This is a genomic window from Thalassospira povalilytica (assembly GCF_002844235.1).
Classification (GTDB): domain Bacteria; phylum Pseudomonadota; class Alphaproteobacteria; order Rhodospirillales; family Thalassospiraceae; genus Thalassospira; species Thalassospira povalilytica.
Map to the genome: position 1 here is coordinate 238474 of NZ_PGTS01000005.1, position 13000 is coordinate 251473.

The 13000-nt window shown below is 53.4% G+C and carries 8 protein-coding genes; 5 read left to right on the top strand and 3 right to left on the bottom strand.

The genetic code is table 11. The features are described from left to right. Positions 1-5 precede the first annotated feature (5 nt). Both CU041_RS14790 and CU041_RS14795 read right to left on the bottom strand, forming a co-directional pair. On the bottom strand, positions 6-1295 hold the full coding sequence (locus tag CU041_RS14790) for a nucleotide sugar dehydrogenase (protein ID WP_101247500.1): 1290 nt from the start codon (positions 1293-1295) through the stop codon (positions 6-8). A 134-nt stretch (positions 1296-1429) separates the two neighbouring features. Next, the gene (locus tag CU041_RS14795) at positions 1430-4432 is read right to left on the bottom strand and encodes a leucine--tRNA ligase (RefSeq protein WP_101247501.1); all 3003 of its coding nucleotides are present in this window, start codon (positions 4430-4432) and stop codon (positions 1430-1432) included. Between the two features lie 452 nt (positions 4433-4884). Between CU041_RS14795 and CU041_RS14800 the strand changes: the two genes are divergently transcribed. From CU041_RS14800 to CU041_RS14820, 5 genes are all read left to right on the top strand, one after another. Then, positions 4885-5568: a DUF5610 domain-containing protein gene (locus CU041_RS14800; protein WP_101247502.1), complete on the top strand. Its 684-nt coding sequence runs from the start codon at positions 4885-4887 to the stop codon at positions 5566-5568. A 551-nt stretch (positions 5569-6119) separates the two neighbouring features. Next, a complete protein-coding gene (locus CU041_RS14805) occupies positions 6120-7643 on the top strand; it encodes a hypothetical protein (RefSeq protein ID WP_101247503.1) in 1524 nt (507 codons plus the stop codon). A gap of 3 nt (positions 7644-7646) precedes the next feature. Beyond that, positions 7647-8357 (top strand): OmpA/MotB family protein, encoded by a 711-nt coding sequence (locus tag CU041_RS14810; protein WP_101247504.1) that lies wholly within the window; start codon positions 7647-7649, stop codon positions 8355-8357. Then, positions 8354-9529 carry an HNH endonuclease gene (locus CU041_RS14815; RefSeq protein WP_101247505.1) on the top strand — a complete coding sequence of 392 codons (1176 nt, stop codon included), beginning with the start codon at positions 8354-8356 and terminating at the stop codon, positions 9527-9529. Before CU041_RS14810 ends, CU041_RS14815 begins: the two co-directional genes overlap by 4 nt. Before the next feature lie 346 nt (positions 9530-9875). Then, a complete protein-coding gene (locus CU041_RS14820) occupies positions 9876-11228 on the top strand; it encodes a flagellin N-terminal helical domain-containing protein (protein WP_101247506.1) in 1353 nt (450 codons plus the stop codon). Between the two features lie 100 nt (positions 11229-11328). Here CU041_RS14820 and CU041_RS14825 read toward each other — a convergent pair whose 3' ends face one another. Next, complete coding sequence (locus tag CU041_RS14825; RefSeq protein ID WP_170310254.1) at positions 11329-12900, bottom strand: hypothetical protein; 1572 nt, start codon at positions 12898-12900, stop codon at positions 11329-11331. Positions 12901-13000 lie beyond the last annotated feature (100 nt).

Below are 13000 nucleotides of genomic sequence, written 5' to 3' on the forward strand. Positions count from 1 at the left end.
CGGGCTTACAGACGCCAGAGATCAATACCGGCCGGAACCGCGTCACGCGGCAGAACCGCGCGCACATCGGCGACAAAGCCCTTGCCGTCTTTCAGAAGCCCCGAAACCAGCGGCCAGCCCTTGGTGACATATTCCTTGTGCGACACGGCAAGGACAAGCGCATCTGCCGGTTTCAGATCATCATCACCACACAGTTTCAAACCGTCAAATTCGTGGGTGACTTCCTCGGCATCGGCATGAACATCGTGGACCTGAACATTGATCCCGGCATCTTCAAGCGACCGGATGATGTCAATCACACGGGTATTGCGGATATCAGGAACATCTTCCTTGAAGGTCAGGCCAAGCACAGTCACGGTCGGGTTCTTGGTAGCCCCTTCGCGCAGCAATGCCCGGATCACCTTGTTGGCGACAACTTCGCCCATGCCGTCATTCACGCGACGACCGGCCAGAACCACCTGCGGGTAATAGCCAAGCTCTTCTGATTTGTGGGTCAGATAATAGGGATCGACACCGATGCAGTGCCCCCCAACCAGACCCGGGGTAAACTTCAGGAAGTTCCACTTGGTCCCGGCTGCTTCGAGCACATCACGGGTATCAATGCCCGCCCGGTCAAAGATCAGCGACAGCTCGTTCATCAGCGCGATATTGAGATCACGCTGGGTGTTTTCAATCACCTTGGCGGCTTCGGCGGCCTTGATGGTCGGCGCCTTGTGAATGCCTGCGGTGACGACACTGCCATAAACCTCGGCGACAATATCAAGGGTCGCCTGATCCTGACCCGATACGACCTTGGTAATGGTGGTGAAACGATGTTCGCGATCACCCGGGTTGATGCGTTCGGGGGAATAGCCGACCGTGAAATCGGTCCCGGCCTTAAGACCCGAAAGCTGTTCCAGGATCGGAACGCAAACCTCTTCGGTCGCCCCGGGATAGACCGTGCTTTCATAGACCACGATGTCACCCTTTTTCAGGACGGCCCCAACGGTTTTCGATGCCGAACGCAACGGCGAAAGATCCGGGCGGTTTGAACTGTCAATCGGGGTCGGCACGGTGACGATATGGAAATCGGCCTGGCGCAGATCTTCGGGATTGTCACTTAACAACAGGTCGGCTGCTGCCAGTTCGTGATCATCGACTTCGCCCGTCGCATCATGTCCGGCCTTGAGCTGCGCAATACGGGCCTTGTTGATATCAAAGGCCACGGTCCGACCTGTCGACGTTCCGAATGCAACCGCAACCGGCAACCCGACATAGCCCAAACCGATAACAGAAATCTTGCGCCCGTGGCTCATTGCTCAACCCTTACTAAGATACGCTGAACTGACTTCTAGCCAGCCCCATCCCGACCGTCAATAATCGAGATCAAAAAGCAACAGGGCACCAGAATTTCTGATGCCCTGCCTTGAAATCGCTGCGTGAACGGGACTTAACCCTTCACGACAATATTGACCAGTTTCGGTGTCGGCTTGGCGACATAGATCACCTTGACGATCTGCATGCCTTCAAGATGGCGCGCAACATTCGGGTCCGCCTTGGCAAGGGCTTCGACCGTTGCCTGATCGGCATCGGCGGCCACCATGACAGAACCGCGTTTTTTGCCATTGACCTGAACCGGGACTTCGAACTCGTCATCCTTGGCCTTTTCGGCATCGAATGCTGGCCAGTCGAACTTGATCACCGACTTCTTGGCGCCGAATTCATCCGAAGCCATCCGGCTCATCAGTTCCTCGCCCAGATGCGGCGCAAACGGTGCAACCATCAAGGCCAAAGCCTTGGCATGGTCATCGTGAACCGCATTCTGTTTGGTCAGCGCATTAGTCAGTTCGATCAAGGCGGCAATCGCCGTATTCAGACGAAGATCGGCAATATCGCCCGTCACCTTGGCAATCGTCTTGTGCACAAGCGTTTCGATCTTGCCATCAACGCTGTCGGTGCGTTCCATCTGGGTGGTAACTTTCCAGACATTGGACAGGAACCGCATCATGCCGACAATCGCATCGGACTGCCACGGCTTGGAACTGTCAAGCGGGCCCATATACATCTCGTACGTTCTGAACGTATCGATGGTGTACTGGTCGCAGATTTCCTCGGGCGGGATGCCGTTTTTATAACGTTTGCCCATCTTGCCCGGCACGGTCGTCAGCTGTTCGTCCGTCTTGGCATTGAACGGGACTTTCTTGCCATCGACATCGCGCATTTCGACATCATGAATGTCGACATAAACACCGCGCGCATCGGTATAGGCATCAGCCGTGATCATGCCCTGGTTAAACAGCTTCTGGAACGGCTCGGGCGTTGCGACATAGCCAAGATCAAACAGAACCTTGTGCCAGAAACGCGAATACAGCAGATGAAGTACTGCGTGCTCCGCTCCGCCGACATAAAGGTCAACCGCCCCCGGAAGCGCCTTGCCATCCTTGTCGGTGCTGTTCGCCCAATAGGCCGCCGCATCGTCTGATGCAAATTTCGCATCGTTCTTCGCATCGAAATAGCGCAGATAATACCAGCACGACCCCGCCCAGTTCGGCATGGAGTTGGCGTCGCGTTTGAACGCACGCACTTCATATTCCGCACCGTCATGGGCGTATTTTGACCCAACCGCCGCATCAACCGGAAGAACCGAACCATCGCCAAGGACAATACCGGTGACTTCCATCCATTCCTTGGCACGTGCCAATGGCGGCTCCGGCTCGGAATTCGGGTCTTCGTTCGATTGCGGTTTGAAATCGGTCATTTCCGGCAGAACAACCGGAAGCGCTGCCTCGGCAATGCCGTGAACCTGATCGGTTTCCTTATCAAACAAAACCGGGAACGGCTCGCCCCAATAACGCTGGCGCGAAAACAGCCAGTCACGCAATTTATACTGCACGCGACCGCGACCAATACCCTTGGCTTCCATCCATTCGATGATTTTGGCCTTGGCATCGGGGGTCGAAAGACCGTTGATCGAAACCTCGTCATTGGCGGAATTGATCGTCTCGCCAATTTCGGTCTGGGCTGTTTTGAAGCTGCCCGGATTTGCTTCATAAAGGGCTGCCAACGCAGGCCCGTCAAGATCACCCGCATCGGCCGGTGCATTATCCTTAAGCCAACCCTCGGACGGCTTGGTGGTTGCCTTGATCGGCAGGCCGAATTTATGGGCAAATTCAAAGTCGCGCTGATCGCCGGCCGGAACCGCCATGATCGCCCCGGTGCCATAGCCCATCAGGACATAATCGGCAATCCAGACCGGGATTTCTTCACCCGTCACCGGGTTGGTCGCATATGCGCCGATAAATACACCGGTCTTTTCGCGTTCGGCATCATCCTTGGCCGAAACGGCCTTAAGCTCGGACGCCTGCGCGCGATAGGCGGCAACATCGCCTTTTTTATCCTCGGCACACAGCTTGTCCACCAGCGGATGTTCGGGTGCCAGAACCATATAGGTCGCACCAAAAATCGTATCCGGGCGGGTGGTGTAAACCGCGATTTTCTCGTCCGCACCATCGACAGTCGTGACCGGGAAATTGACCCGCGCGCCAACAGAACGACCAATCCAGCCCTTCTGCATTTCGACCACGCCATTGGGCCAATCAAGCCCTTCAAGGTCGGCCACCAGACGATCGGCATAATCGGTAATGCGCAACATCCACTGTTTCAGCGGACGCTTGTAAACCGGATAATCACCACGTTCGGACTTGCCTTCGTTGGTGACTTCCTCGTTTGATAGAACCGTACCCAGCATCGGGCACCAGTTGACCGGCACCTCATCGACATAGGCCAGACGCCCGCGATCAATCGCCCGGTCGATCTCCTTGCCTTCGGCTTTGACACCTTCGCCAATCACGGATTTCGGCTGCGGCACGCCATCTTCGTCAAGCAACCATTCGCCACTTTCCAGAAGCGGGCGCAGCTCGGCAATCGGGCGGGCGCGGCCGGTGATGGTCTGCCCCTGCGGGCCTTTCCATTCGACAGTCGGGTCATAGAAGCTGTTGAAAAGCTGAAGGAAAATCCACTGCGTCCATTTGTAATAATCCACATCGGTGGTGGCGAACCGGCGATGCGGATCATGGCCAAGACCAATCACCTGAAGCTGACGCAGCATATTTTCGATATTGGCTTCGGTCGTGATGCGCGGATGCTGACCGGTCTGGATGGCGAACTGTTCTGCCGGCAGGCCAAAGGCATCAAAGCCCATGGAATGCAGAACATTGTGCCCGCGCATGCGTTCGAACCGCGCCTTTACATCGGTCGCGATATAGCCCAGCGGATGGCCGATATGCAGGCCAACCCCGCTTGGATAGGGGAACATATCAAGGATGACGCTTTTCTTTTTCGAAGCATCAAAGTCGGCATCACCGGGATTGGGGGTACGATAGGTATCGTTTTCCCGCCAATATTCCTGCCAGCGCTTTTCAAATTCCCGCGCACTTTCCTGATAGTTCGCCACGCTCTCTCAACTCCTGCCTGTCACACCCGTCGGTGGCCCGGGCACCGCTTCACATCGCGCCCGCCATCCCGAACCGGGTTTTAAAATAATATTGGGTGCCAAACTCTTTCACATGATGCCGATCCGTTTGCGCAGCCGTCATGTGAATAAGTTTACGCCCTCAGCAGTGTTCATAAGCGCGCTTTGATCACTGTGCAACATCAGATCGACTGAAATCAGCGGAAATGCAGACGATTTTCGCGCAACTGCCATGACAATCTGCACAGCTCCCTTGCGCCCCCATCAACCCCGACTTGTGTGTCAGGACTGGATTTTTCACCCATACCATGCCATATTAGGGGGTGAAATTCGCCAGACAGCTGATCGCGCATGAAAAATTGTGCATTTTCTGTCTGGCAAAAGTGCTGATTGCCAGCACAGCTCTCAAAAGACTTCGTCCAGGGAGGACGATTATGGATATCACCATTGGCGGCCTCACGTCCCAGCAATCGGGTGCCCAGTCCGGAAACTCGGTGCGCTCGGCCCAATCCTTTGTTCCCGGTCAGAGTGATTCTGAAAAAACCGGCAATAACGGAACCTCGGCCTTTGCTGCGGCAACGTCGGTTTCCCTGTCATCCGGGTCGGCCAACCGCCTGACCACGGATCAGATCGTCTCTGCGATTAATGAAAGCCTGTCTTCGACCGGCATTTCAATTGGCAATGTCGATCCGGGCGAATACACCCCCGAAGCCGTGGCCGACCGCATTCTTGCCCGCGTTGGCGACCTGATCGCATCAAACGCCGATTCAGAAGCCGAAGCCCGCGAGATTTTCGACAAGGCCAGCGAAGGCATCCAAAAGGGTCTTGATGACGCCCGCGAATTCCTTGAGGGTCTTGGCGCCCTTAACGAAGAAATCAACGGCAACATCACCGAGACCGAAGAACGCCTGAATGAAGGCCTCAAATCGATCGAGCAGCGCCTGACCGAGCTTTATAACTCAAGCACGTCAGAAGAAGCCGCCGAATCCATAACCCCTGAACGCGATGAACAGGTCCTGCAATCGCAGATCACCCAGACCGCTCAGGCAAGCCAGGCCTACGCCGAAGCCGGCACCAGCGCCCAGCGCAACTCCCCGCGCTACGGCACCACTGGCTAACATCTCTCCATAAGACATCTTAAAAGAACAAAACCGGCGACATGTTTCGCCGGTTTTATTTTTCAGATAATACGGAACAGATTCCACAAGTTGATGGGTCGTAAGACTTCAACAATTTTCCGGATGTCATAGAGCAGCCCCCCAATTCCTCGCGCATCCCGGCTTCGGCTATCCCCTCAAGGTTAGACAGGCCCAGGACTTCCGTTTGGTCGAACGCCAGCCCTCTGACCAAGCAGATCCTGCTGAATATGAGCGGCTATGCCGAGAAGCAGTGAGAGCGCAAATGGAACTGAAGACTCTGGCGCCAAATATCACTGGGCCTGGCAAATTTCACTGCTGCCACATCCCGACATTGATAGGCCTCATCTAAAAGCCATGCATAATAGGGTGTAAGCACCTCAATCCATTGCTCCGCGATGAATGACTAAACCCGATATACTAAACGCAACAAACACCTACCCTTACGAGCAGCAACGGAGCTATTTTCAATCTTAGAAGGTCGGTTTATGTATGAAATCTGAACTACTGATAAACCGAATTGAGGGAACAACATGCTCTCTTATGTTCTTGCGCCAATCGACGATCCTGTGTCGTTCAAGTTCATCCTTACAATGCTTGCGATTTTTGTAATCGCATTTGTATCAGGGGCCTTCAAAATTGAGCGACTTCAGGGATTTGCGCGCTACGCACCAAACGCGCTGACCACAATTGGTGTGATCGGCACTTTCACCGGCATTTACATCGGCTTGGTTCAGTTTGACGTCCAAAACATTGACGAAAGCGTTCCTGCTCTACTCTCTGGAATGAAGATTGCCTTCTCCACAAGCATTTTGGGGATGTTTCTTGCTGTTGTTCTAAAACTATCCCAAACCGTTGAGTTCAGAAAGACAGCCCCCTCTGACGTTTCTGCGGCTGCATTTATCGCGGTATTGCATGATCTTCTTACCGAAACGAAGACGGGCAACTCCAAGATTGACGGCAACCTTAATGAACTTAAATCCGCTATTGTCGGCGATGCAGACAGCTCGTTGATCACACAGCTACAAAAACTGAGAACATCCGTTCAAGATACAAGCAGCGATCAGGTGAAATCCATCAATGCCGGTTTTGAAACACTGGCGGCGGAGTTTAAGGCATTTGCAGAGAAGGTAGCCGAGGACGGTTCCGAGAAACTGATCGAGGCCCTAAATAACGTCATTCGCGACTTTAACGACAAGATCACGGAACAATTTGGCGAAAACTTCAAACACCTCAATGAGGCAGTCGGCAATTTGCTCGCCTGGCAAGATGAGCACAAGCGACAAATGAGCGACTTGATCTCCCAAATTGAACTGTCACAGGAAGCCATTTCGAAATCGGAAACGTCTCTTGTCGCCATCCGGGAATCTGCCGAAGAAATTCCGAACTCAATGGATAATCTGAAGGAAGTGATCGGCCTTACTGCAACCCAGCTAAACCAACTTGAAGATCACCTGTCTTCCTTTGCTGAAATTCGCAACCAAGCAGTTGAGGCCTTGCCGCAGATCGAGAATACAGTTTCAAAACTAACCGTCGACTTCAGTAATGCAGTAACGGAGGCTGCTGAAACTACCGCCTCGACACTGTCGCGCCAGACAGAAACCATCACCCGCGCAATCGAAACATCAGAAAGCGCTTTCAAACAAACAACAGAAAAATACGAAGAAGCACTTGAAAATCTTCAAACTCAAATGACCGCCCTTCCCTCTGCACTCGATCAATCTGCCCAAGCACTACACAGCACTGTGGAGAAAATCGGAACCCAACTCTCAGAAGAACTTTCACGGGCAATCACAGAGCAAACTGGAGAAATGCGCAAGACCATCACTTCACTGCAAGAAAGTGTGGTCACAAACATGTCAGAGACGAATGGAGTCATCAAAGAATCATTCAGTACCTTTGACCACCAGATGCAAGAAGAGATCAAACAAACCATTGAGGCGATGGGCAGTCATCTTACCTCTCTCTCCAATCAGTTTGTGCAAGACTACGCGCCGTTAACTGAAAAACTTCGCGAACTGGTTAATGTCGCCTCAAGAGCACCGTCGCGAGCGTAAACGATGGCAATCAATCATCTTTTCCAAAATCGCCGTCAAAACGACGAAGACCATTGGATCTCCGTTTCAGACCTGATGGCTGGACTTATGGTGGTTTTCCTTTTCATCGCTATTAGTTACATGAAAGATATCGTCACCGAGAAAGAGCGTATCGAGGCTATTGCCGTCACTTGGAACGAGACGCAGAACGCGCTGTATAATGACCTCAGCGAGGAGTTTTCAGACGATCTTCCCAAGTGGGATGCCTCGCTAGATCGAGAAACTCTGTCTATCCGGTTCAAGGAACCAAGTGTTCTGTTCTCATCGGGTGAGGCTGTATTAAACGATCAATTCAAAGACATCCTGCGGGACTTCTTCCCGCGCTACCTAGCTGTGCTCGACCAATACCGAAACGAGTTAGCGGAGGTACGCATCGAAGGTCATACTTCCTCTGCATGGAACGGAGCAACGAGCCCAATCGACGCCTATTTCAAGAACATGGAACTGTCGCAAGGCAGAACACGGTCTGTCCTGCAGTTCGTGCTCGAACTTCCCGAGATCGCGGCATACCGGACTTGGGCGATAGCGAACATCACCGCGAATGGCCTCTCGTCAAGCAATCCAATTTTGGATGAACAAGGTGAAGAACTCGCCGACTTGTCCCGTCGTGTAGAGTTCCGCGTAAGAACCAATGCTGAACAGAAGATCGTGAATATCCTGCAGGCAAGCGAATGAAACTAGACATCAAATTTCCGGAACTTGATGCCCTCGTTCGTAGGATGGGTGCTACCGCTATCAAATGGTCAAGCAATGCAGCAAAACTTGCGGCACCTGATATTCGTCAAATACTCTGGCAAAGTCTCGAAGTTAATATCGAAGAAGTAGAAACTGGACCGCTTGGTCTTCTGACCTACAAAGGAGAGCAAGTTATACTTTACATTCTTCAACCGAGACGATCAGAATACACACTGCTAAACGAACCGGAAAACTCCCCGAAATTTCACGTCGCAGAGTGTTCAACACTCGACAAAATGCGTGGCCAGGGAAGATTTGATCGATACGTAGTCACATCCAATACATCTGGCACGTTCAATGTAGAGTTTGAAGAAGACTATCCTCCCAGAAAGGGACGCGTCCAAGCAGATCTTCATGCTTGCAAGAACTGTATGAAGAAACTGAACTACAAAAACTACAACAGCTTGCAGCAACGTGCCCGAAACGAGTTAGTCGCCAATTTTGACATCGCGGAGTTCTTCGAAGAATACCGTTCGCTCTTCAAGTCGAAACCAAAATATAGCGACGTTACAGCTCCTCCTATTGGTTACTCTGAGGACTGGCAGGATCTCTCTGCAGAGCTAAGAAGAAAGACAGGCTGGACTTGCCAATCATGTCACGTTGATTGCTCTGCGCCGGAGAACAGAAAACTGCTTCACGTGCATCACAAGAACGGTGTACGGGGCGACAACTCTCCGTCAAACCTCGAAGTACTCTGTGCACTCTGCCATGCTGAACAACCAATGCACAAACACATGCACGTCAAGCCTGAAGTGCGTTCAACAATCACAGACCTTAGACGGAACTCTAAACCCCGCTCAAGAATGAAGCCGAAGCATTCCTCCGCAAGCCGAAAAGCTGCGCCGAGGGCAGCACATCAGTCAGCATCAGTGGCTGAAGTGCGCCAGGAGCTGATAAATCTCCGTACAAAAATCGCGAATAATCATCCAGATGTCGAACCGTCCAAGGGAATTTTGCGCAAAACGATGCTCGCGACATTTCTAGATCAGAAAATCACCTCTCACGAAGACTATAAAATGAAAGTATCTGGAGTGGACCGGGTGAAAACATCCCCCACCCATACAGTATACTTGGAAGAGATTTTCGCGATCGTCTCAAAACTAAAAAAATGACGCGAAGAATGAAGTCTGTGCACATCTGGGAACCTGTACCACCGCGCAATGATTCCTCCGGATAATCACCCCGGACAGACCACCTTCTGCAAAACACAAGACCGGTGACCATGGTCACCGGTTTTTTTTGTGGGAATTACTGATTTCACACGGCCTACACTCAAGGATAGCCCTGACTTAAATCGTTAAAAATCACACCCTTATACTGACACCTTTGAAACCCTATACACTTGTATTCCCGAACAAAGTCACGTAGGGTCTAGATGCGAAAACGCTCATGTAGGGCGTTGCGCGTTATTTATCGTAATCTTCTTTACGCCTTGCTTGTTCAGGTAGGAACTGCGTCATGGCTTTGAATATAATATCAAACTATGCGGCGAACCTTGCCCATCGGAACCTTACGGCGTCCGATGCTGCGGCAACCCGTTCGCTTGCCAAACTTTCTTCGGGAACGCGTGTGGTTTCCGCGCGTGATGATGCGGCCTCGATGGCAATTGGCGCGCGCCTGAATGCCACGGCCCAGGCCCTTAAAACAGCCACCGTCAATGTCGGTCAGGCCAATTCGATGTTGCAGATCGCCGATGGCGGCATGGCGACCATTGACGATATTCTGGTGCGGATGAAGACGCTTGCGGTGCAGGCATCGTCGGGCAACCTCTCCGATACCGAACGCGGCTTTCTCAATGACGAATTCACCCAGCTGCGTGACGAAATCGACCGTATCTCGTCCTCGACCAATTTCAACGGTATTCAATTGCTGGGCGATGGCGGCGATGTGTCGCTTGACTATGCCAACCTGAATTCCGGCAACCAGGGCGAAGATATTTCGCCGGCCAACGGGTTTGATGGCATTGCGATTACCGACAACAATTACTGGGCGACGGATGCCAACAATAACGGCGTCAATGACAACTCATTCAAGCTTCATTTCGTCAAGGTCGGGAATTCGGCACTGATCAATGTCATCACGACGATTGATGGCGTGAATGACCGGGTGCAAAGCATTGATGTCACCGATTTTGCCACCGGCGGGACCAAGGCCCTGTCGGCCGGTGAAAAGACAACACTGACCTTTGACGAGCTGGGGTTAAGCTTTGATCTTAACAACAATATCAGCACCATCATCGCCAACACCATCACACTTGGTTCCGACGGGGCCGGGGCGGACGGTTTTGCCACCGCACAGGTGATTGGTGGCGGTGCGACGCCCGGCGATAACAGCACCGTGCGCATGCTGGCCGATAACGGACAGAAACTGCCAGCCAATATCTCGTTCCAGATCGGGGCGGGCAATACGTCCAATGACCGGCTGGCGATCTCGTTTCAGTCGGTTGACAGTGCCGCCCTTGGCACCGGGGCGGCCGGCACCGAAGACGGGCTTGATGATCTTGGCGTCAATGCCATTTCAACCGCGGCATCGGCCCAGAACGCGGTCGAGGTCGTCACCCGCGCGATTGACGATCTGCAACGCGCGCGTGCCAATGTCGGTACCTATCAGAACCGGCTTGATTTCGCGGGACAGAACCTTGCCACCATGCTTGAAAATGTCGAAGAAGCCCGTTCTACCCTGCTTGATCTGGATGTCGCGGCCGAAATGACGATCTTCACATCAAAGCAGATCCTGGTGCAGTCCGGCGTTGCCATGCTGGCCCAGGCCAACCAGATGCCGCAAAATCTTTTGCGCCTGCTGCAAGGCTGATCGCGCCGTTTTTCGACCGGTTTCTCGCCCCGTTAAAGCGTGCCTGCATTTATCCAACGAAACTTCAACCGGCGTCATTGCACGCCGGTTTTCTTTTGGCTTATGGCGTTGGCGCATCGGGCTTTTTGGGATCGTGATCGCCTTCGTCACCGGGCATGCGAAAGATCTTTTTGCCGGCAAACTGGATGCGCGCAAAGGCATCCTCGGCCATAAAGCCCGAAACAAACGCCATGAAGGTCACCAGAAACGGGCTGATATCAATCTGTCCGGTGCCGTCCGGTCCGCCCTGACTGACCATCAGCATCCCGGCCTCCGCACACAGGAAAATGGCCATGGCGGCGGCTATACCTTCTCCGGTCATGACAAACAATCGGGCGGCGGGCAACACCCGTTCCCCCAGATGTGTCCAGCCCTGTCTTTGCACATCCGTTCGGCCCGTATTGGCATGTAGGGCATCGGGATTACGGGCATTGGCATCACCGATACTTTCATCCTGCCCCGCACCGGGACCGGCGGGGTATGGCGTGATCGGGCGGCCGAAATTCTGCCGGGTAAAGGCCACCACAGCACCAAGCCCGCCTGCGGCCACGGTGACCAGCAAGGTCAGCATGATGGTCGGAAGCTGGATCAGATAGGACAGGATACGCCCGACCGGATGTTGAAACAGCGCGACAAGCGACTGCATTTCAAGACGCAGATCATCGCCTTGATGGATGAATTGCGCCTGTGTTTCTTCAAGTTCGTTTTCCAGACTTTTGCGCAAAAGTGCCGCATGCCGGTTTTCGGAATGAATATTTGCCCATTCGACCTGTGCGCGGGCATTTTTCTCGTCATAACGGATCATCGCGGCACGAATGGCATCGACTTGCAGATTGACCTGTTCGACAAGGGCTGGTGAGGCATCCTTGGTAAATTTCGGCTTATCAAGCAGCACATGCAAACTGGCCATGACTTCGGCGGCCTCGGCCTGGCGCGTTGTGTCGGTTGTGATTTCATCGACCAGAAAATCCGGTGGTGCCACATCGCCGCCGGATTGATCGCTACTGCCCGCACTATCAGCATCACTAACGCCAGCGCCACCAATGCCAGCACCACCAACGCCACCCGCATCAGAAGCACCACCAGCAGCAAAAGGATTGCCGGCATTCCCGGTAATGCCGCTGCTATTGGCCCTGTTTTGCGGTGTGGGCGCCCCGTCCATGGTGACGGCCGTTTTCTGGTCCGACACCAGCTGATAGGCGGAATTCATGACATCGGAAAAGACTGCGGTAAAGTCGCCATCAAAGGATGCCCGGTGTTTTGTCACGGTCGCGGCCAGTCGGGAATAGCCGTCAAAGGCTTCCCACCAGGCCAGTACCGCGTCCTTTTGCATGATCAGGCCGTTGCGTGTGTCCTGAAGGGCGCGGGCGTCAAGTTCGCGGATGCTGGCACGCAATCTTGCCTGTTCCTCAAGGGCGACGGCCTCGTGATAGGCCTGAAGCACCAGCCGTTCCAGCGTCCCCGGGGACGATGCCCCCAATTCCCGGCGCAGTGCATCGCGCTGAATATCGGCGGTAAACCCGGCAAAAAGCGTAATCACAAAGCCGAAATAAAAGGCGCTGGTCAGCGCGATCAGAATGATCGATCCGGCCATTCTCCAGATATTGAAACCATCCTCTTGTGCCTGACCCATCTGTTACCTGCCATCGCTGCGAACCTTTTATCGACGGACAGGCGAAATGCTTGTGAGGGCACAAAAATCCCGTTGCGGGCTTTGCGTCCGGCAGGATTTG